Below are 22,045 nucleotides of genomic sequence, written 5' to 3' on the forward strand. Positions count from 1 at the left end.
CCTAATACCTAGTGCCAACCCAACATTTTACTGAGCTGAAATCTTCTGTTAGTAAAAGTAACTTGTCAGACTAGTGTAATAACAATGGCACCAAATTTAGACAATTTCTGGACTGACTGGAATTGGTTTGCTTCCAGCTAGCACAAGGGGGAAGTGATGAGCATTAGGCGAATGCATTACTTGGAGACCAATATTGGCACGATTGAGAATATCAGCATCAGTTCTGATCAGTCGTCCAGTGCTGTCTAAGATGGAGTGATTAAAGTTAAATCCATTGAGGTTAAAAGCCATACTGGCGACACCCAAGGAAGCAAACCAAATACCTACAGTAGGAAAAGCTGCTAGTAAAAAGTGGAAATAACGATGGTTTCGACTGCCAAACCAAGGAATAAGCAACCGTCCCAGGAAGCCATAATGTCCGGCTAAATAATCATAAGTTATATGAGATTGACCAAATTTGTAACCGGCATTAGGAGATTCGTTTTCTGTTGTTTGTTTAATCAAAGTTGAGGTTGCCAACGAGCCATGCAAAGATACAAGGAATGCTCCTCCAAACACCCCAGCAACTCCTAGCATGTGCAAAGGATGCATCAAAATATTATGGTCAGCTTGAAAAGCCATCATAAAATGGAAGGTGCCAGCAATTCCCAAAGGTAGTCCCTCTGAAAAACTCCCTTGACCGATGGGATACACTAGCAATACTGCTGTTGCGGCTGCGGCAGGGGCAGAAAAAGCAACGGCAATCCATGGCCGCAAACCTTCCCGATAACTAAGCTCCCAAAGTCGCCCCAGATAGCACCAAATTCCTATTAGAAAGTGAAGCACAATTAACTGATAAGGACCACCGTTGTAAAGCCATTCATCTATGGAAGCGGCTTCCCAAATCGGGTAAAAGTGAAGACCAATTGCTGCTGAGGTAGGTACGACAGCGGCTGTAATTATATTGTTACCCGCCATCAAAGAACCGATAACTGGCTCTCGAATTCCATCTATATCTACAGGTGGTGCGGCAAGAAGAGCCAGAATAAAGCAAGTAGTAGCTACGAGCAGAGTCGGAATCATCAATACACCGAACCAGCCTAGATAAAGCCTATTGTCAGTGCTAGTAATCCACTGACAAAATTCCTCCCAGAGTTGGGAAATATCTAATTCACGGCGACGTTCCAGTACATTAGTCATCGCTGATCTCTCCTTTTAAAAAATCTTTATTAAGTAAGATGAAAATCAGAGTCGAGCAAACCAGAATAGTCGCTGATATTTACTTGGCTTACCTATTCCTGCTCTGGCTGCTGTTGCGGTCAATGGGTCAACTCTCCAGCTCAATATTCATCTCCAAAAATTAACGTTAAACCATGATATTCTCAGGGTTTCAGACTGTTTGAGGAGAGTTTTAATCTAGACCACAGCTAGGTCTATGACTTGATCTTATAAAAACTTCTGGAAAGACTGAAAAACTAGTTCAATATTTGTAACACACACCGTTGATTCTTAGGGAATGTATTGCCGTCACGACGACGGCTAGACAGAAAATTTTCCCGATACCCGTGTTCAACTCGGAAAACATTGGCATAGAGATTAGCCAGAATCTGTTTGCCACAAAGAGTTAACTCTAAGTAAGACAAGGCAGGTTGAATGTAGCGAAAAACAACATTCCAGTAAAAACTAGGATAGTTTTGGCGTAACTCTCCAGGAGTTCGGTAGCCTAGTATTTTGTTAGCACCAGTTTCTTCAAACTCGTAGAACAAGGCACTAATCTTTTGTAAGTAACGAGGATCAGAAAGTTGACCAATTAAATCGGCTGCCCTGACTAAACCGGGATAATTAAAGGCATCTTGGTAATCGTCATCGGCTGGCACCGGAAAACGGGTTAACTCAATGTTAAGTTCGATGATTTGAGTATCTAGCAGGGGTTGAGTCCCAAAGCGTTCTCGGATGAAGAGTTTTCCTCTGTCTACATGGTAAGGTGTCAAGCTGGCATCTGTTCCACCTGGAGGTAAAGTAATCTTCTCCTGCTCAACTCCGGTGGCATAGATTCGCTGATGGGGTTGATCTTGGCTACAAATTCCTTGGACATAACCAATATCGTGACAGAGTAAGGAGATGATCAGGTGCAACCAGTCTCGGCAAGAAACGCTCCCTTCACGAATATGTTTGCCTCGAAGAATTTCTTGTCCCACTAAGGTTACCAAAATAGTGTGCTCAACGTTATGGTAGAGAGCATCACTGTTAGCAATCATTTCCAGCGCTATAGTAGCAGCCCAGCTAAGCTGATCAGCGTAGTCAGGCTTCTGGTGACCATAGATACTGTGGTAAACAGTCTCTAGTTGCTGCACACAATGGTTAATCAGAACTTGAGTGGGATTTAGTAATAAGTCCGTCATAGCAGTAACTCCTAAAAAGCTTATCTGACTGATGCTTGGATTGGTTACAGCAGTTAACAGTTCAATAAATAACCACCGTGGGTTAAATGCTGAGGCCCTTCTGCTGTGGAAATGCTCCTACCGACAACCTGTTTTTCACCAAGCTGCTATAAATAAATGGAGATAGCATCGATTTCTACTCGCTAAATTGAAGCATCCCCAAAACAAGCTTTTTCCTTTTTAGGAATGAAGCAATTTCTTGTTGTATTTAGAGAACTCGCCAATCGAGTTAAGGATAAGCTAAGAATCTTCTCAGCTATTGCAGGGAGTATTTAGGCAATCATCAAGAGAATTGAGAGACCCTTTTAGGGGGGCAGAACACAGAGAAAATCCTTAATTAGGTGGGTGTTCGATTCACTTCACTTCAACTTTACCTGAGGTAGATAGTTGAGCTGTCATTTGTGCAGGAATACTCACAAGTACAACGGATCCTCTCAGTTTGTGGGTATTGCCCCGAATTTGTGGAAAAATCTTCACAGAGTCATGCCTCTCTGGTGCATTGGGATAGGCTATAAATCAGGGTGTTCGTTAAATTGATAGCCTAATGGGTGTTTTGGGGGTTACTTTAGCTTCCCAAGTTACCTTATTCAAGGGTGTAGCAATGGTCTAAACGCAGTTTGAAATCTCTCCATGGCGCAACTGAGCTGTTCTCAAGTGATAATCAATCGGCAGGAATTTAACGGGGTATTGGAGGAGTTAACACCTCGTAAAAAGCAGGTGTTAGATAGAATGTTGTCAGGGGATACAGACGAAGAGATTGCCAAGTCTCTAAATATTGCTGAGGCAACTGTTAGAAAACATATCCAGGAAATTTGCCATGCATTCGGTCTCAAGAATGCTCCAGGAGAACATTACTCTCTGCGAGATCATTTGATTGAGCTATTTGAGAAATACAAATCTCAGCCCAATCCGCAGTATCTGGAGAGTAGTTTTTATGTCGAGCGAGTCCCTCACCAACAGAATTGCTACAAAGCTCTATTACAACCAGGTGCTCTGATCAGGATTAAGGCTCCTCAGCAGATGGGTAAGCAATTGATGATTGAGCGAGTTGTTGCTCAAGTGCGAACTCAAGGCTATTCTACCCTAACATTGAGCTTTGAGTTAGCTGATAACACCGTCTTTACTGACTTACGTCAATTTTCTCGGTGGTTGTGCGCTCGCGTTGGTCAGGATTTAGGATTAGCCAATCAATTGGATGAGTATTGGGATGATATTTTTGGCTGCAATAGTAACACCACTGATTATTTCCAGAAGTATTTGTTAGCTCAAATTGAAAGTCCGTTTGTCTTGGTGTTGCAGAAAGTTGATCGGGTGTTTGAACATCCAGAGATTGCTGACGACTTTTGTCGCCTGCTACGGGGTTGGTATGACTTGGCTAGACGAGGCGATCACACCAGTGTGATTTGGCAAAAACTGCGCTTAGTTATTGTTCACTCAACGGAAATCTACAGTTCCTTGGATATTAATCACTCACCCCTAGCAGGTGTAGGGTTAGAAGTAGAATTGCCAGAATTTAGCCCCGAAGAAGTTCAGGATTTGGTTAAGCGCCACGGACTTAATTGGACACTGACAGAAGTTAAACAACTCATGGCGATGATTGGAGGACACCCTTATCTAGTTCGCAAGGCGCTTGCTTACCTTAAACATCAGTCAGTTAAGCTTGAGCCGTTTTTGCAACTTGCTCCTACCGAAGCCGGGCCGTTTAGTGACCATTTACGAAGGCATCTATGGAATTTGCAGCAATCACCCCTTCTAGTATCCGCCTTAGCTGAGGTGGTCACAAGCAGTAGCTGGGTGAGTCTCCCCTCCGAAGCAGCCTTTAAGCTCTACAGCATGGGCTTATTAAGTTTACAAGGCAATAGTGTCATGCCCCGTTGCGATTTGTACCGTCGCTATTTTAGCGATCGCTTGAACAAAAAAGATTCTGAGTGAGAAATAACGGTTGTTAAATTGTCGATTTTCAATTCTTCATCACCTTCTATGACTTACGAATATATTTACTCTGGAACCTTACCAGCAGATGCTCCTACCTACGTCAAGCGTTCTGCTGATGATGAATTATATGAGGGACTCAATGCCGGAAAGTTTTGTTATGTACTCAACTCTCGGCAAATAGGCAAGTCTAGCCTGCGCGTTCAAGTGATGCGCCGACTGAGAAGTGAGGGGGTAGCCTGTGCTGTAATTGACCTGTCGATGGATGGGACTCAAAACGTTAACTTAGAACAGTGGTATGCCAATATTGTCCGCTCTCTTACTAATGACTTAAATCTTGAGATCGATTTAGGCACTTGGTGGCGCGATCGCGACATGGTTTCTGTAGTGCGGCGCTTACGAGAATTTATTGAAGAAGTACTACTGCAACAAATCACCCAAAAAATTGTTATCTTTATCGATGAAATTGATAGCATTCTTAGCCTAAATTTTCTCAATGATGACTTTTTTGCCCTGATTCGTGGCTGCTATAACCAGCGAGTTGATCAGCCTGAGTACCAGCGTTTAACTTTTGCTTTACTGGGAGTGGCAACGCCATCAGATTTAATACAAGACAAAAAACGCACTCCTTTTAATATTGGCCAAGCTATTCAATTGCACGGCTTCCAGTTAGCTGATACTCGACCGTTAGCCCAGGGGTTAATCGACAAAGCTAGCAATCCCCAAGCAGTACTCAAAGAGGTATTGACTTGGACGGGAGGACAACCTTTTCTTACCCAGAAGCTTTGTCAATTGGTGCGTAATCTTCCATCACCAATACCTTCTCTTGGTGAGCAATCCTGGATGCAATATTTAGTGCAAACACGAATTATTGAAAATTGGGAATCCCAAGATAACCCCGAACACCTGAAAACAATTCGCGATCGCCTCCTCAAAAGCGAACAAAGACCAGACCGGCTGTTGGGATTGTATCAGCAAATTCTCCAACAGGGAGAAATTGCCGCAGATGATAGTTCTGAACAGATGGAGTTGTGGTTGTCGGGATTGGTGGTTAACCGACAAGGCAAACTGAGGGTATATAACCGTATTTATGCAGCAGTTTTTGACCTCAGTTGGGTGGATAAAGAGTTAGCTAATTTGCAACCCTATGGGGAAGAAATCGCAGCTTGGTTAGCCTCGAATTGTGAGGATGAATCCTGGCTACTGCGTGGACAACAATTAGAAGAAGCACTGAGATGGGCATTAGGCAAAATTTCACGCCACTATCCTCACGATTATCAGTTTTTGACTACTAGCCAGGAAGTGGAAAAGCGAGAAATGAAAAAAGCTTTAGAGGAGATTCAGCGCTACTCAGATGCTAGACGTAAAGGTAAACTCAGTCCTTTCTTTGCGGCGACGACGAAAGAAACCGTTGATGAAGTACTTGATCGCCATCTCACCCCAGAAAGTTTTAAATATATCATTTCCAACTTGGAATTAGATTTTGGAGTTGTCCATCAAACCCTGTCAATGATGAATAGCATACATGACAGCAAGGGTTTTAACGATATTCTCCACGAAATGTTGCAATTTATTACCTTACAAACTACAGAATTACTGAATGCTGACCGTGCCACAATTTTTTTGTTGGATGAAAAGAAAAAAGAACTCTGGTCAATTTTAGCTAAGGGAGAAGAAGGAATTCCTCTAGAAATTCGGATTCCTTCTGACCAAGGTATTGCTGGGTATGTAGCAACTTATAAACAGCCCATCAATATTCCCTATGATTTCTATGAGGACACACGTTCCCAGGCGGCTAAAGAATGGGATCAAAAAAACGGGTATCGCACCTATACTATGCTAACTTTGCCACTCCTAGATGATCAAGGAAAGTTAGTGGCAGTTGTCCAATTAATTAACAAACTCAGACCTTTGTATGAGCGAAAATTACCCTTAGCGGAACGTATTGATATTCAAGGTTTTTCGACAGAAGATGAGGCTCGGTTTGCGGAATTTGCCCTTTCTATTCAACTAATTATTCAATCCTCTCGCCTATTTTATAAAGCAGCTCAAAAACAACGGGCAGCTGCTGCTTTAATGAAGGCTACTCAATCCCTTGGCAAGAGCAGTTTAGATTTAGAAGAAACTCTAAAAAAGGTGATGAATGAAGCAAAACAGTTGATGAATGCTGACCGTAGTACAGTTTGGTTATTGGACTATGAACGCCACCAACTCTGGACTAAGCTGCCTACTTATGATGGAAGTTTAGAAGAAGTTAGAATTCCCATTGGGGTAGGATTCGTGGGGCAGGTTGCTCGTACCAAAAAGCCTTTGAGAATTCCTTTTGATTTGTATGATCATCCCAACTCAGAAACGGCGAAAAGTACGGATCAAAAGTTTAATTATCGAACTTGTAGTTTATTGTGTATGCCGGTGTTTAATGCGGACAATGAATTAGTAGGTGTAACTCAGTTAGTCAATAAAAAGAAACAGGGAAACTTTCTTCCTTATGAGCCTAAAAACTGGCCAGAAGTCCCCGATTGTTGGAAAGCTAGCTTTGATCTTAACGACCAAGAATTTATGGAAGTATTTAATATGCAAGCCGGCGTCGCCCTTCAGAACGCCAAGTTATTCCATACTGTGAAAAAACGAGAACTAGAGCGACGAGACTTGGTTTTAAATGTTTCCAGTGGGGTAATTTTTACCGACAAAACGGGTCATATAACTTTAGCTAATGAGGCAGCCAATTATTTACTTGGCTTGAAAGAAATTGAGGGTAAATCTGTACGAGATTTAATTAAGATACAAGAGCAGAACTTTGCTCAATGGTTTGATGCAGCTCTAGAGTCAAAAAATCCGGAATATCGTCAACAAGATTACCTTAATCAAATATTACTTTCTTATCAAGCAGAAATGCAGCACCGTGTGAATTTGTGTATTATTTCCTTCCCGGATACGAGTGAGACCAATCAAGTTTCAACGGCTTTAATAATTATTAATGACAGCGATGATGAAAAACAAAAACAGGAACAGAGAGAACTGCTACGGAGTGTGTCCGGTGGGGTAATCTTAAACAAAAGTTGAAAAATAAAAGTTATTACTTATTAAGTAGATGGGCTTAATTAAGCGTAAAATAATAAAGTGGCTAATAAGGTAAGATTGCTTGATGCCAGGTCGCTTAAAAATCCGTCTAACCGAGTCAGAAGCTCAAGAACTTTTAAAGTGGAGTAATGACCCAAAACTCCCAGAAAGAACTAGAAAAAGAGCAGAAATGCTACGCTTAAATGCCCAAGTTTGGAGGGTCAATCAAATTGCCTCTTGGATGAATTGTGCTCAAAATACAGTGAGGAAAATAATCCAAATATGGATACTCAAAGGTTTTCCCGGACTAGAAGATGCTCCGAGGTCAGGAAGGAAGCGAACCTGGAGAGAAGCCGATATAGAATATCTGGAAAATTGCTGTGATGGTCATTCAAGAACTTACAATAGTGAGCAATTATCAGAATTGCTGAAAAAAGAGCGTAAAGTGGAATTAACTGCCGAGAGAATCCGCAAGATTCTCAAAAAAAGGGCAGAAAATGGAAGCGGACGAAAACGAGTCCGAGAAGGCATCCCGACCCCAGGCAAAAAGAAGCAAAGAAAGCGGACTTAAAGCTACTAAAAAGGGAAGAAGCGAGGGGAAATATACGGCTAAAATACTTATAAAAGCTGGTTTTAGCCTGTGGAATCTAGTAAGTTACAGTTAGATAAAAGTGGGAGAACAAAAATTAATACCACAAAGTAAAAAGCGAGGAAAATAGCTCAATATAATAGACATATATCAACCTAAAAAAAAGTTTTAATTATGCTTTGGCTCTGGGAACTTTTAAAAAAGAGAGTTTTTGCAAAACAGTAAATAAAGAAGCGGAAGAAGCTGCCAAATATTGAGCGGAAACAGGAGTAGAGACAGTTCTGATTATGGATAATTACTCAGTCCATAAAAATCATCAAGTAAAAGCGCAAGAAAAAGACTGGCAAGAGCAAGGATTATATTTATTTTTTCTGCCAACTTATAGTCCGGAGCTGAATCTAATAGAGGGGGAATGGCGTCAAATAAAAGCACAGGAAATATCAGGAAGAATGTTTGAAGATGAAGATCATTTGGCGTTGGCTCTCAAAGAGGGTCTGACCAATCGAAGTAACAAAGTAGGTTATCATCTCTAACAATTTAATCTTAACTCAACCTCTCTAAATATAGAGAGCTAAACTGAGTGAGCTTTTAACGTTTAATTATACCCACTTACTTGCTAGCACCCATTCCCTCCCCTAGCCGTTACAACTCAATCTCTGCCTTAACTAAATCAGTAGCAACCCGACGCAGACGGAAGCCGACTTTTTCAGCCAGCTTTTGCATAGGAACATTTTCAGCCAAAATTTCTGCGGTGATACGCTTGAGGTGTTCATCTCGACCAACTTGCAGTAGTCTTTGCAGTAACTCAGTACCCAAGCCCTGGCGCTGGCAGGGGTCACTTACTAGCATGGCAAATTCAGCCTCATCGACACCATGCAATTTACTTAATCGGCCAACGGCCATAATTTCCTGCTTGTTGGTCACTGGATGCTTATAGCCTGCTACCAGTGCCATTTCACAGTCATAATCAATAAAGCAGATGCGAGTTAACCGTTCGTGGGCAGTACGCCGACTCAGTTTCATCAGATGGAAGTAACGGAAATAGATACTTTGCTCTGACAAAGTTTTGTGAAACTGAACTATTAATGGCTCATCTTCAGGTCGGATGGGGCGGATTGTAACCGGAGTGCCATCTTTCATTGTCCACTGGGCTACGTACTGTGTTGGATAGGGACGAATCGCGAGTTTGGGTAGCTGCTCCTCACTAACATCCAGCTCGTGGAGGACAACACGCGCATCTAGGGCAATCAATTGCTCTGAAGAAGCAAACAGCGGATTAATATCAATTTCCTTGATCCAACGCTGCTCTACAACCAGTTGGCTGAATTGCACCAGTAGCTGTTCTAATCCTTCAACATCAACTGGCCGTCGGCCGCGAACTCCTTGAAGTGCCTGATAAATTTGAGTTTGTTCGATCATGCGCCGCGCCAGAGTCGTGTTGAGGGGTGGCAGGGCGATCGCTCTATCCTTAAAAACCTCTACTAGCCGTCCACCGGAACCAAAAACCAGGACTGGGCCAAACTGAGAATCGATACTACTACCAATAATCAACTCATAGCCCCCATCGAGCCGGATCATCGGCTGAACGGTGACTCCTAAGAAATGCTCTTCCCCAACCCGCTCACTCACCGAGGCTTTAATCGCTTGGTAGGCCCATTTTACGGCTTCCGCATCCGAGAGGTTCAACTGGACACCACCCACATCAGTTTTATGGGTAATCGTTTCGGAAAACAGCTTGAGAACTACCGGGTAACCTAGGGAATTCGCCCAGTCAACTGCCTCTGCTTCACTCTTAGCAAAACCTGTATGCACAATGGGAATACCATAGGCTGCTAAAAGCTGTTTTGATTCCAGTTCTGTGAGCAGGGTACGGCCAGATTGGCGTGCCGTCTCGATCATTTTCTGGGCAAGGGTTGCGTCTTTGCGTTCCTCGCCTGTGGGCAGTACTGGAGTTTCGTAAATGCCACTCAGGTTGTAGCTGTACTGCCACATTAAATTAAACAAACGAGCGGCCGAATCTGGGTAAGGATAAGTAGGAATACTAGCACTATTGAGAAGAGTCTCACCTGCCTTGGTCTCAGAACCGCCCATCCAACTAGCAAAGATTGGTTTAGTCGCCTGCTGTGCATAGGGTTTCAGTTGCTCAGCTGTCTGGGTAGGATCGGTCATTGCTTGGGGGGTAAGAATTACCAGCAAGCCATCACTATTGGCATCTTCGACGGCAATTTCTAGGGTTTTAGTATAGCGTTCCGGGTCAGCATCACCAAGAATATCAATAGGATTACCATGACTCCAATGGGAGGGCAAAATTTGATTGAGGGAATTAATAGTTTCTGGGGAAAGTTGGGCCAGTTCTCCCCCTGTACCAATCAGCGCGTCTGTTGCCAGCACTCCTGGTCCTCCAGCATTGGTAATAATCGTCAGTCGCGGTCCTTTGGGAAGACGGGCTTGTTTTGCTAGTACCTCTGCCAGATTAAACAATTCAGAAATGCGGTCAACTCGCAGCACTCCACAGCGGCGAAAGGCAGCATCGAGAACATTATCACTACCTGCTAAGGCTCCTGTATGGGAAGCCGAGGCTTTGGCTGCTGCCTCAGTTCTACCTGTTTTGAGTACGATAATCGGCTTGGTTAGAGCTACTTCACGGGCAGCAGAGAGAAATGACCGCGCATTGCCAATCGACTCCATATAAATGACAATGCTTTGGGTATAGGGGTCATCACCAAGGTAATAAATCAAATCGCCCCAGTTGACATCAAGCATTGAGCCAATGGAAATGAAGGCGCTAAAGCCGACATTTTCCCAAAAACTCCAGTCAAGGACAGCAGTACACAAAGCACCACTTTGACTAATAAAACCGACATTGCCGGGACGAGCTATAGTACTTGCGAAAGTAGCATTAAGCCCAGTGCGCGGACTCATTAAACCCAAGCAATTGGGACCAATAATGCGCATCTTGCCCCGCGCTTTTTCCAGAATTTGACGCTCTAATTCAATTCCTGGCGCGCCAATTTCCTTAAATCCCGCAGAAATGACAATCGCACTTTTAACCCCTGCCTCAACACACTCGCCAATTACCCCTGGCACTAGAGGTGCAGGAATGGCAATAATCGCTAAATCGACTGGTTCTGGTATAGCTTTTATGGTGGGGTAGGCTTGAATTCCCAACACACTGTGTCGTTTGGGATTAACTGGAAATACTGTCCCGCCGAAAGGATTGCTGATCAGGTTCCATAACAATGTCCGTCCGACACTGCCAGCTTGATCACTGGCACCAATCACAGCGACACTCTCTGGGGCAAAGAGTGAGCTCAGGGGTTGGCGCTCAGAGCGCAGGATATCGTAGGCAGGGTCAGTGTTTGGTTTGAGAGGCTTGAGCATAATTTATTCCTTACCTCTGGAGCTGCTGAAAAATTAAAAATGGCGTACGGTTGGTACTGAGGGTATGGAGATCGAAGTGTTAGTTTGCTCCTTTAGTCCCCTGCACCGATTTTAGAAGCAACTAACTGACCATGTCTGTGGTAAATATCACTATCAGGAATTACTAACAGAGATTAATGGAGTCTGCTAAATGGAAAATAGATAATTGACTAGGTAAGGTGTATTAGTAGCTCTTGTATATTGTCTATCTCCAATTAACCATTTTTAATTTTCCATTAACCGTTAATCTAGATGTATATCAGGGTAGATAAATCAGCACCAGCTAAGGAATTATAAAATGATTAGACTAAAACGCAAGGAATCTTGATTCCTAAACACTAAACAGACTGATGATACGAGCAAATCGAGAGAACTTAGGCTACAGCATAGCAGCAGTAGCCATTACCCTAGTGGTGCTACTACCAACAGGTTTATTGGATAAACTTTTAGCTGCAAACAGTTTTATTCCTCATGGGCATTGTTATCTATGGAAGCCTGGGCTGATCTGGCTACATGTGTTGTCAGATTCTTTGATTACCCTTGCTTACGTCGCTATTTCAGCAACGCTTGCCTATCTCGTTTATAAGACTCGTCAGGAAATTCCCTTTCATTGGATGTTTTTGGCGTTTGGCTCTTTCATTGTTGCCTGTGCCAGTACTCACTTTATGGAAGTTTGGACGCTTTGGCATCCTACTTATTGGCTTTCGGGTGTATTGAAATTATTGACAGCAATCGCTTCTGTTGCCACAGCTATTGTCCTACCACCTTTAGTCCCTAAAGCCTTGACGATGCTGCAAACAGCCAAGCTTTCAGAAGAACGAAAAATACACTTGGAGAGGGCTAATCAAGAACTAGCAACGCTCTATGAAAAGCTTAAAGAACTCGATCAACTCAAAAGTCAATTTTTCACCAATGTCAGTCATGAACTAAGAACCCCGCTTGCCTTAATTTTAGGGCCAACGGAAAGGCTCCTCAGTGATCACGAGTTGAATGAGGAACAGCACTACCAACTGGACGTAATTAATCGCAATTCCCGTCTCTTGCTCAAGCAGGTGAACGACCTGCTGGATGTCTCTAAACTAGAGGTAGGCAAGATGGAGGTCAACTATGCTGAAGTTGACTTGGTACAGCTACTCCGCCTGATGACAGCTAACTTTGATGGGCTTGCACAAGAGCGTCAGATATCTTTTACTGTTGAGACGCCAGATGCTTTGCAGGCACAAGTTGATGTCACAAAGATGCAGCGTATTCTCTTAAATCTCCTCTCTAATGCTTTTAAGTTTACGCCTGTAGGCGGCAGTATCCGTTGCGTCTTGTCTACTCACTCAGTCCCGACGGAACAATCCTCAGATGTTGACCTATCGGGGCGAGAAGTCGTGTCAGAGCGCGCTCAAATTATGATTCAGGATAACGGGCCAGGGATTCCCACTGAGCTACGTGAAGTTATTTTTGATCGTTTCCGCCAAGGGGAAGGGGGAGCAACTCGCCGTTTCGGAGGGACAGGACTAGGATTAGCCATTGTTAAAGAATTTGTAGAGTTACAAGAGGGCACAATCACAGTCAATGATGCTGCCAATGGGGGGGCGCTCTTTACAGTTGAGTTGCCGCTAGCTGCTCCGAGAGATGCCACTGTATCTACTAGCGCCCTTAGTTTGAGTGACACTCAAGACATAATAATTCCCGCCCTAGAAGAACTCCGAATTCGCCCTGAGACAGGCAACACACTACAAGAGGAAGCGGCAGAGAAACCACTCGTGCTGGTAGTTGAAGATAATCCAGAGATGAATCGGTTTATTACTGAAATATTAGCCAAAGAGTATCGCACCGCCACCGCTACTGATGGCCAGAAAGGTTTGGAACAGGCACTCCTTTTGTCTCCTGATCTGATTATCAGTGATGTGATGATGCCTCTGCTCAGTGGTGATCAGTTGTTACAAAAGCTGCGCTCTCACCCGGAAATGGATGCAATTCCAGTGGTTATGCTCACTGCCAAAGCCGATCATGAGCTACGGGTACAACTGTTGAAAACTGGTGCTCAGGACTACTTGATCAAACCCTTTTCTGTGGAAGAGTTAAGGGCACGGGTGGGAAACTTGATCATGATTAAGCGAGTGCGGAACTTATTGCAGCAGGAGTTGGCAACTCAGAGTTACGACTTGGAAGCATTAGCTCAAGAAGTCAGTCTGCGCCGACGGGAGTTGCAAATTGCCTACGAAGCACTCCAGCATCAGGCAAAGGAATTAGCTGAGGCAAATCGCTTAAAGGATGAGTTTCTGGCAATCGTTTCCCATGAACTACAAACACCGCTCAATATGATTTTGGGCTGGGCGAAAATGCTTCGAGAGCGCCAACTCACTCCTGATACAATTGAGCGGGCTTTGGAGACGATTGAGCGCAATGCCGAGTTGCAAACTCAATTGATTAAAAATCTGCTGGATATGTCGCGCTTGCTGCGAGGTAAAATGCTGCTGAATATGTGTCCCGTTGAACTTGCCCCAGTTATTCAGAAAGCTCTTCAAGCAGTGCAACCTGTAGCTGAGGCTAAAGGGATAAAATTAGAGTCTAGTCTGACATCCTCATCTTTAGTTTCTGGAGATGCCCAGCGCTTAGAGCAAATTGTCGAGAATCTGCTGGGCAACGCCATCAAGTTCACCCCAACAGGAGGGCGGGTGGAAATTGAGTTGACTTTTAGTAATGAGCAACTGCAAATCAGCATCGGCGATACAGGTGAGGGCATCAGTGCTGACGTGCTTCCCCATGTCTTCGATTACTTCCGTCAGGCAGATAGTTCCACCACCAGAAAGCATGGTGGGCTGGGATTAGGGTTAGCGATCGTGCGGCGGTTAGTAGAACTGCACAATGGGACTATCGAGGCGGAGAGCCCAGGAGAAGGACAAGGAGCGACGTTTACAGTAAAGCTACCGCTATCAGTTACCTCTAATCTACCTCGTTATCTTTATTGAGAATTCTCAACTTTAACCGCCAACTAACCGCCTGAACCATTGCTCATCTCGAATCACATCGAAATTTAAGTCGGTTTTTGCCTCTTTCCTATACTTCGGATTAAGCTTAATTGCTCGTTGCAAGTCTTTGAAGGCCAAATCATCCCGACTCTGGAATACATAACAGATGGCTCTGTTGTAATAGGCTTCGGCATAGTCAGGTTGAGCTTCCAGAGCTTTGTCAAAGCTCGCCAGAGCTTCTGCGTCGCGGCTTAGCTGGAAGAGAATATAGCCTCGGCGGTTCCAAGCCTTGTAAGAGTCAGGTTTGAATTCAATCGTTTTATCAAAAGAGGCGATCGCTTCTTCGTAGCGTTGCAATGTCTCTAGAGCCAAACCTCGGTTCATCCAAGCAACACCATCATCCGGCTGGCACTTAGTAGCCTGATCAAAAGCTGCGAGAGCTTCTTCATGGCGCTGCATCACCCCTAAAGCTGCCCCTCGGTTTACCCAAGCTTCATGATAATCGGACTTGATTTCTAAGGCTTTGTCGTAAGAAGCGATCGCTTCTTCGTAGCGTTTCAACCTTGCCAAAGCTAAACCCCGATTTAGCCAAACTTTGCCGTTATCTGGCTGGAGTCGCATCGCTTCCTCAAAGGCAGCGATCGCTGTTTCGTACTGCCGTAACTCCATCAGGGCAATGCCTTTGTGATACCAAGTATCAAAGTTATCGGTATTGATATCTAAAGCTTGATCAAAAGAGGCGATCGCATCTTCGTAGCGCTGTAATTCCCACAGAGCCATGCCTCGTCCCTGCCACACCTCAAAGCTATTCGGCTTAGTTGCGCTCACTTTATCATAAACTGCGATCGCGTCTGCATAGTGTCCCTCGGACAACAAAGCATTGCCCTGTTCTATGTATTCTTCAGCTCTAAAAAATAGCTGAGGACGGTTAGACTTGATCAAGTCAAGTTGGCCTGTGAGTGCTTGGATTTTGATCTCAACCTCAGTCATAAATGAGTCTGAGAGGAATTGAGGCGTAATCTCGGCTAATTTTTCGAGAATGGCATCTTTTTGGGCTTGAGCGTCCGACTGTAAGTTTGAGAGTTCATTAGCCAGCTCAGTCTCTAGTTTGTGCAAGTTCTGGAAGTTTGCCTCCTTGTGCCCTTGAGCATCCGCCTGCAATTGGGAGAGTTGCTCAGCAAACTTGCTTTCCAATTTTTCCAAATTCTTTTGAATCTTGTCTCTTTGAGCTTGAACATCTGACTTGAAAGCAGACAACTCAGCAGCTAATTCAGTCTCAGATTGCTCCAGATTCTCAAATATCTCTTCCCTGCGTCCCTCAACACCAGATTGCAACTCAGACAATTGTGAGGTAACCTCTGCCTCCAGTTCTTGTAGATGCTGGCGAATTACTTCTTTTTGGGCTTGAGTCTCTGAGTCTAGCTCTGAGCGCCCAGTAGCAACCTCAGCTTCCAGTTTTTGGAGATACTGCTCAATTGCTTTCTGTTGAGCCTGAGTACCGGAATCTAACTCCAAGCGCCGAGCCGCCAAATCGGCTTCCCATTGCTCTAGATGCTGGCGAATTGCTTCTTGTTGAGCTTGAGTACCAGAGTCTAACTCCAAGCGCCGAGCCGCCAAATCGGCTTCCCATTGCTGCTGGTTCTCTGAGAGGGAATTTCGGCGCTGGTGAACTTCTGAGAGCAGTTCAGACAGTTGGCTGGTAAAGTCAGATTTGAGCTTTTCTAAGTTATTAAATAACTCTTCCTTGCGTCCGTCAGCACCTGAGTAAAGCTTTGAGAGTTGAGCGGCAAACTCCGTCTCTAGATTTTCCAGGTTTTCTCTGGTAAGTTTTTGGTGTTGCTGGACTTGCTGTTGGGCTTCGCTGCGGAGTTTTGCTAGATGGGGGGTAAACTCTGACTGTAGATTAGTGATATTTTCCCAGACAAGTTCCTTGTGTTCCTGAACCCCTGACTGAAGTGCCGCGAGTTGCTCAAAAAACTCTTGCTCAGATTTTTCCAGTTTTTGCAGAGCCAAATCTTTGTGTTGATGCGTAGCCGAATCTAACTCAGAAACTTGAGCGACAAACTCTGATTCCAGTTGTTCTAGCTTTTGTTGCGCCCTTAAGAGCTGGGTTCTGAGTTCTTCTACAGTCTGGGTTTTGAACTGAGAAAGCTCAGAAAGTAGTCCCGAAAGGGTTTCTCTGTGGATTCCGACTTCCTGTTGAAAGGCTTTGGCTTTATTGTCTACTTGATCGGTGATGCCTTCAGCTTCTCGCAGGATTTTGTTAACTTTTTGATGAGCACTAGCAATTTGACTTTCTAAGCCACCTAACTCCTCTAGATGGGTTCTGACAAGCTCTGCAACCTGCAAAACCACGGCCCGTCGCAGCCGCCACAAAGCAATGAGCGTGGCAGCTATCAGCAGAGCCAGAGTGATGAGTAAAATGTTGAACAGGGTAGTCGTGCGACTAAAGATTTGATTAGCCTCAGCTTCAACCTGTCCTTGTAATTGCTGCTGTTGTCGTAATTGCTCAAGTTCTTGCCGTTCCTGAGCAGAGAGTGCTTGGGCAATCGTCAGCGCTGAAGCATTAGCTCCGGGAGACTGGGCTTTAGCAACACTAACAGACAGTAGGAATAAAATTGAAAGGAAGATACTGCTTTGCGAGACTAATCTGAAAATATTTGGATTTTTTCGCTTCATCAGGACCACCTCTGTCTGTTGGCTATAGTTTGCAGTCGCTTATGTCCAATCTACCAACAGTACACAGAATTTGGTCATTGGTCGTTTGTTGTTGGTTTTTTTTAGAAATATTTGGCAGGGAGGATGCCCAGTTTACAAAAAGATTATGGAGCGAGGGGAGTTTGCTGGAAACCAGGTACAAAGCCTAATGTCAGCGATCGCAGGAAAAGTAACTACTGTGGATGGAGCTAGAGCGTACTATTCTATTGTTAGCTTTATGGTGAATGATTAGCTCCTGAGAGAAAGTAGTTCCCGAAACTCCCAGTTACCAAGCTGACCTAGGCGATGAACAAGTTCTATAGCACTCTGTCTCGCTGTATCGTTGCTCCCTTGAATAGCAGTAGCAAGAATGCTTTTTATCTCATCGTGACTGCTATAGATGCCCCACCCCTTTTGGTCTTTTTCAATAATCAGCTTGAGGCACTCAACAGTTGACTCTGGCATTTTATCCGCAAGTGCAGCTAAGCGCTCAAATACCAGGTGCTCAGGCTCTGCCTGACCGACAAGCTGAAGAACTTCTGTGAGCTGAGCAATCGCCCAAGAGTCCTCAAACTTCGCCGAGGCAAACCACCAGCCAAAGGCAGCAAGCTCATTAGTATAGGAAGCGGGTAGCGTTGCTGCGTGTGCTGCCTGAAGCCGTCTTTCCCAAAGTAGCTGAAGTCGATTAAGAATTTGTGGTTCTATAGCTTCTTTTGTGTTACGCAAACTTCGCCCTACGAATTTGAGAGCATAGCCTCGAATAACATCAGAACTTTCGGTATAGAACAGTGCTAGCAAGCCTCTTGGTTCATCCAAATGGAGCTTCCCACGCCAGTAGAAAGTCATTAGGTGTTCGGCAAGACTTTCTGTCAATTGTTTATCACCACAGGCTATGTTACTCCGTTCAACAGCATAGCTGTATTCTTCATGTAGTAAGTCGAAGACATTATCATAGGCAGAGCAATATCTGATATAGCTTTCCCAAGCAGCGCTGCGTAGGTCGCTCAAAGCTTCATCATGCGGAAAAATCTTTGCCACATTTTGAGTTGCCCAATCTCCATCTAACAGCATGAGCCAAGGAAACCATTGACCATATACTGAACGAATTGCTAGAGATGGTTCTTTGTCTATGTCAAGATGCTCATCAAGTACTTGTCGAACTTCTGGCATCTCGTCAAACTCTTTCTTGATTAGTTCTGAGCCATCAGGCAATTGCTCAAAGTATCGTCGAAGCCAGAGAGCGTAGCGTACTACTGTATGCATGGCTTCACCGCGAACAGTATTAATTGAAAGATTACTCAAATCTCTAGGTGATTTATCAGTTGGGATACTGTAATCCTTTTCTTGTTTAGGCGTGGGATCTGGATCGTGAGTGAGAGGTTCTAATGTATCCCAAACTTTACTGCGAAGATGGAATGGAATTTTACTATTGCCTTTAATAGTAAAACCAACTCTTAGTAAATCTGCTATTGCTCGACGAGCTTCACGTAAATCTGAATCACGGCTATCATCAGTTGTCTCACACTCAGGACTTGGTTGAGATTCCTGTACTATCCAACTACAGAGTTTTAGAACTGATGACCAAGAAAATTCTCTGAGTTCTCCTTGTTGCCCTTTGTTGTTAGCTAGCGCACTACGTAGTCCTCGAACCAACTGCCAACAATACGTTAGGTGTAGTTCTTGGAACTGTTCAGCTGCCAGTGCAAAGCGTTCAGGATTTTGTTCGGCTAGTTTAGATAGTTGAAACCCTACTCCTGAAATTGATGAACCAGGCTCAAAAGGGTCCCTAGAGTCAGGCTGCCATGTCCTTAAGAAGGAGACTAACTCCTCAATACTCATAGACTCCAATTCTGAGTAAGTCTTAGGACTCTCAATGCCTAATTCTCTTATGCCACCTACCCCACCAAAAACAATATCGGAAAGTTCAACAGTAGTGCCACACTCTTTTACTAGCTGCTGATATCGCTGTTGCCACTTGACTGGAAGACTATCTTTTATTGGAGTCAGCTTGTTTAGCTGCCAATACTGCAGCCATTGTGTTCTTCTCTCTTGATCTTTGCACCAAGACAAGTCAAAATTAGGATTTTCAATCCAATCCAAGATTTTTTCTTGTTCTTCTTCTGGTAAATCGCCAAAATACTCTTTAGCTAAGAAAACATATTCATAATCTTCGTAACTACTGGAATTGCTGAAACGCTTCTGATCAACTAATCTCTCAGTGAGAAGATGGCGGTCAGTGTCTGGATACTTACGAATCAGGTAAAGTGCAATGCGATGAAAGATTCGCCAGTCCCATTTTTCCAACATTAGGATTAGCGATTGCATCTTTGAAAGATCGCTTTCTACAATTTGCTCTGCTGCATCCCGGACTGCAATTGCCAAAAGTTCTTTGACTTCATAAGGATGGCCGTTTCGGGGATGCTTCCCAATTAAAGGTCGCCAGTAAATTGAACCATCATCCCATATAGAGGAGTCTTCTTGTTGTTCTTCTCCTTTTCCAGGGTATTGAGAAAATTTAATAGCATCATAGAGAAGGTAGCCAAGCATCGTTAGTGCTAATTCACCCGCTACTGTCACCAACTCCGGCACGTACTTTTTGAGAATCTGTTCGTATTGCCAGTTATCTAGATGTGTTCGTGGTTTAGGACGGGGATGGTAAACTCGTCCTTCGTTCGCTTCTCCATTTTCCGCTATAGAGTCTGTCATAACTGCAAGTAGTGACCGAGCTAGTTCGAGTGCTTTTTTAACTTGACCTCCCTTAGCAAGATGCACAATAAGAGCGCCCACTTTGTCTGGCAGAAGGGCAAATGACGAGTCAAGAGACTTTATCCAAGCTTTAATTTTAGTAACCATTTTCACCGCTTCTTCAGGAGGCATCTGAAGCACGGCTTCAACAAAATCTGCGTGGATTCTATGGTTGTCAGTTTCTGTCGAATTAGCAATTTCTAAAACCGCTTTGGGGTCGTGCTTAGCCATTCGCGCCAGATAAATAGACTCAGCCCAAGGTGGGAAGCTAACAGTACCCTCGCTAGAATCACGAATGACTTGGGGAGGATGTTTAAAGACATCTCTTTTCTTTAGTGGGGAAATCCACTTAGGATTTTGGAGACGGTTGAAAAAGTAAGAGCTTTGCTGAGGGTGAACAATCAGGGCTATGGCTTTCTCAACTTGTTCAGGAGTTGGTGTCTTCCAAGATTTCATCGAGTTTATCTGTAGTGCTGTAGAAACTTCGAGCCAATGGGCTAAGCAACGACTCGAACAACTCAAACCGAGACAGGAGTTCCTGCTCATCGTAGTCGGCATCGACTGTACCATTATCGTGTGCTTTCTTTGCAAGACAATTCGTGAGATCTTTCCATTGGTTTCCTATGGGAAACAACCTGTCGGGAAAATCCTGATTGTCAGGAATACACTTTTCAAAAAAGTCTCTTGCTCTGCGTTCAAGTGTGGAACTTTTCTCCACATGTTCTTTGAGTAGTTCTGCAATGGGAAGAAAAAGCTCACGGGGTATCATAATGTCAGGCAAAGAGGAAGGAAGACTGTCCTCAGAACTCATTCCAGAGTTGGGAAGTGTTCCATCTAGCTTGAAACCATTTTTCTGCCAAATATCTGCAATTTTGTTCATTTCTTTGACATAATCCACTTGACTACCCTTTTTATCAAGTACGACCACACGATCAGGTAATCGATTGCAGATTTCACGAAGACAATGAGCAACAAGTCGAACCCGACCGGGAAGCTGGACTTCAAACGTTAAACTCACTGCACTCTCATATAACTCTGCTAAAGACGGAGACTGTTCGTGCAACCAATCACGTATCTCTTGACGAGCTGTTGTCCAGTGTGCTGGCGAAACTGGAGGTATATCATCTAGCATGAGACCATCAACCATAGTAGGAGTTGGCTGTTTACTATTGAGTTTCACAAAATTTTAAAAATCAGCCATATTGGTCATCTCCTCTAATTTTAGTTCTGGTAAGGAATGCCCAAGATAGTCAGGGCAGAGCGATTTTAACTTCATTATTGCTGCGTAGACGAAAAATGGAAAATTGAGACTGTAAGCCAGAAGAGGAGTGCCTACAGCTCAATTTTCCATTTTCTATTAACAATTAGCGATTTAAACCTCTGCTGAGATCAGCTCAGAATGACCCGATTCGTCCCTCAATTGCTCTTGTTGTGAGTGTGTCCCGTTGACCAAGTGCATCAGCTTTTCTAAATAAGCATACCAAGGTTGCATGCCTTCCCCAGTTCGTGCCGAGACTTCAAATATTTTCGCTTGAGGAGCAACACGTTGAATATTAGCGATCGCACCTTCTCGGTCAAATCCTACCACCTCAGCAATGTCTATTTTGTTGATCACGACAACTTGGGCGCTGTGGAACAGAGTGGGATACTTGAGGGGTTTATCCTCCCCTTCTGTAACCGATAATAGGGCTACTCGCAGGTTTTCTCCCAAATCGTAGGCGGCTGGACAAACTAAGTTGCCGACATTCTCAATAATTAACAAGTCTAAGGCATCTAGGTCTAAAGTTGAGGCTGCTCGTGCCACCATCTCCGATTCTAGGTGACAAATGCCTCCTGTGGTAATTTGCACTGCTGGTGCGCCAGTGCGACGCAGACGGATGGCGTCATTTTCGGTTTCTAAATCTCCAACAATCACACCCGCTTTGAGACGACTTCCCAATTCAGTTAAGGTTCTTTCCAAGAGGGCTGTTTTACCGGAACCGGGAGAAGAGAGTACATTGAGGACAAAAACACCTTTGGCCATAAAGTAGCCACGGTTTCGCTCTGCCAATCGGTCATTCTTCTCAAAAATCCCCTGATGGATGTCAATGGTACGGCTTTCTTTGATAGTAGATGTGCCGTGATGATCGTGATGGTGATGATCGTGAGGATGGTGATGGTCGTGGCTATGAATGGTAACTTCGCCAGGAGTAGTAGCACAATCGCAAGTTTTACACATA

Annotated in this window: 12 protein-coding genes; 5 read left to right on the forward strand and 7 right to left on the reverse strand. The window is 44.1% G+C overall.

Going from position 1 to position 22,045, the window contains the following annotated elements:
* Positions 1 to 96 precede the first annotated feature (96 nt).
* Positions 97 to 1,179, reverse strand: a complete 1,083-nt coding sequence (gene psbA, locus ACT7WV_RS10895; protein ID WP_445102922.1) for a photosystem II q(b) protein — start codon at positions 1,177 to 1,179, stop codon at positions 97 to 99.
* Positions 1,180 to 1,454: 275 nt separating this feature from the next.
* On the reverse strand, positions 1,455 to 2,381 hold the full coding sequence (locus tag ACT7WV_RS10900; RefSeq protein WP_445102923.1) for an Npun_R2479 family HD domain-containing metalloprotein: 927 nt from the start codon (positions 2,379 to 2,381) through the stop codon (positions 1,455 to 1,457).
* A gap of 669 nt (positions 2,382 to 3,050) precedes the next feature.
* Here ACT7WV_RS10900 and ACT7WV_RS10905 point away from each other — a divergent pair.
* The 4 genes from ACT7WV_RS10905 (at position 3,051) to ACT7WV_RS10920 (ending at position 8,534) form a co-directional block, all read left to right on the forward strand.
* Positions 3,051 to 4,352: an AAA-like domain-containing protein gene (locus ACT7WV_RS10905; protein ID WP_445102924.1), complete on the forward strand. Its 1,302-nt coding sequence runs from the start codon at positions 3,051 to 3,053 to the stop codon at positions 4,350 to 4,352.
* 48 nt (positions 4,353 to 4,400) lie between these two features.
* Positions 4,401 to 7,415 carry an AAA-like domain-containing protein gene (locus ACT7WV_RS10910; RefSeq protein WP_445102925.1) on the forward strand — a complete coding sequence of 1,005 codons (3,015 nt, stop codon included), beginning with the start codon at positions 4,401 to 4,403 and terminating at the stop codon, positions 7,413 to 7,415.
* A gap of 82 nt (positions 7,416 to 7,497) precedes the next feature.
* A complete protein-coding gene (locus ACT7WV_RS10915) occupies positions 7,498 to 7,983 on the forward strand; it encodes a helix-turn-helix domain-containing protein (RefSeq protein WP_445102926.1) in 486 nt (161 codons plus the stop codon).
* A gap of 302 nt (positions 7,984 to 8,285) precedes the next feature.
* Positions 8,286 to 8,534, forward strand: a complete 249-nt coding sequence (locus ACT7WV_RS10920; RefSeq protein ID WP_445105622.1) for a transposase — start codon at positions 8,286 to 8,288, stop codon at positions 8,532 to 8,534.
* Positions 8,535 to 8,643: 109 nt separating this feature from the next.
* Here ACT7WV_RS10920 and ACT7WV_RS10925 read toward each other — a convergent pair whose 3' ends face one another.
* Positions 8,644 to 11,382 (reverse strand): bifunctional acetate--CoA ligase family protein/GNAT family N-acetyltransferase, encoded by a 2,739-nt coding sequence (locus tag ACT7WV_RS10925; RefSeq protein WP_445102927.1) that lies wholly within the window; start codon positions 11,380 to 11,382, stop codon positions 8,644 to 8,646.
* A gap of 389 nt (positions 11,383 to 11,771) precedes the next feature.
* Between ACT7WV_RS10925 and ACT7WV_RS10930 the strand changes: the two genes are divergently transcribed.
* The gene (locus tag ACT7WV_RS10930; protein WP_445102928.1) at positions 11,772 to 14,384 is read left to right on the forward strand and encodes an ATP-binding response regulator; all 2,613 of its coding nucleotides are present in this window, start codon (positions 11,772 to 11,774) and stop codon (positions 14,382 to 14,384) included.
* Between the two features lie 12 nt (positions 14,385 to 14,396).
* Here the strand turns inward: ACT7WV_RS10930 and ACT7WV_RS10935 are convergent, their stop codons facing one another.
* From ACT7WV_RS10935 to hypB, 4 genes are all read right to left on the reverse strand, one after another.
* Positions 14,397 to 17,063: a tetratricopeptide repeat protein gene (locus tag ACT7WV_RS10935; RefSeq protein WP_445102929.1), complete on the reverse strand. Its 2,667-nt coding sequence runs from the start codon at positions 17,061 to 17,063 to the stop codon at positions 14,397 to 14,399.
* A 267-nt stretch (positions 17,064 to 17,330) separates the two neighbouring features.
* Positions 17,331 to 20,282, reverse strand: a complete 2,952-nt coding sequence (locus ACT7WV_RS10940) for a hypothetical protein (protein ID WP_445102930.1) — start codon at positions 20,280 to 20,282, stop codon at positions 17,331 to 17,333.
* Positions 20,254 to 21,006: a hypothetical protein gene (locus ACT7WV_RS10945; protein ID WP_445102931.1), complete on the reverse strand. Its 753-nt coding sequence runs from the start codon at positions 21,004 to 21,006 to the stop codon at positions 20,254 to 20,256. Before ACT7WV_RS10945 ends, ACT7WV_RS10940 begins: the two co-directional genes overlap by 29 nt.
* Positions 21,007 to 21,198: 192 nt before the next feature.
* On the reverse strand, positions 21,199 to 22,044 hold the full coding sequence (gene hypB, locus ACT7WV_RS10950; protein WP_445102932.1) for a hydrogenase nickel incorporation protein HypB: 846 nt from the start codon (positions 22,042 to 22,044) through the stop codon (positions 21,199 to 21,201).
* Position 22,045: the final 1 nt, after the last annotated feature.

The organism is Symploca atlantica LB2515 (assembly GCF_052546295.1).

Excerpts from the sequence above, each read along its gene's own strand:
- ACT7WV_RS10915 (WP_445102926.1), top strand. The coding sequence starts at position 7,498 with ATGCCAGGTCGCTTAAAAATCCGTCTAACCGAGTCAGAAGCTCAAGAA.
- ACT7WV_RS10900 (WP_445102923.1), bottom strand. The coding sequence starts at position 2,381 with ATGACGGACTTATTACTAAATCCCACTCAAGTTCTGATTAACCATTGT.
- hypB (WP_445102932.1), bottom strand. The coding sequence starts at position 22,044 with ATGTGTAAAACTTGCGATTGTGCTACTACTCCTGGCGAAGTTACCATT.
- ACT7WV_RS10930 (WP_445102928.1), top strand. The coding sequence starts at position 11,772 with ATGATACGAGCAAATCGAGAGAACTTAGGCTACAGCATAGCAGCAGTA.
- ACT7WV_RS10910 (WP_445102925.1), top strand. The coding sequence starts at position 4,401 with ATGACTTACGAATATATTTACTCTGGAACCTTACCAGCAGATGCTCCT.
- ACT7WV_RS10925 (WP_445102927.1), bottom strand. The coding sequence starts at position 11,382 with ATGCTCAAGCCTCTCAAACCAAACACTGACCCTGCCTACGATATCCTG.
- ACT7WV_RS10905 (WP_445102924.1), top strand. The coding sequence starts at position 3,051 with ATGGCGCAACTGAGCTGTTCTCAAGTGATAATCAATCGGCAGGAATTT.
- ACT7WV_RS10935 (WP_445102929.1), bottom strand. The coding sequence starts at position 17,063 with ATGAAGCGAAAAAATCCAAATATTTTCAGATTAGTCTCGCAAAGCAGT.
- psbA (WP_445102922.1), bottom strand. The coding sequence starts at position 1,179 with ATGACTAATGTACTGGAACGTCGCCGTGAATTAGATATTTCCCAACTC.
- ACT7WV_RS10940 (WP_445102930.1), bottom strand. The coding sequence starts at position 20,282 with ATGAAATCTTGGAAGACACCAACTCCTGAACAAGTTGAGAAAGCCATA.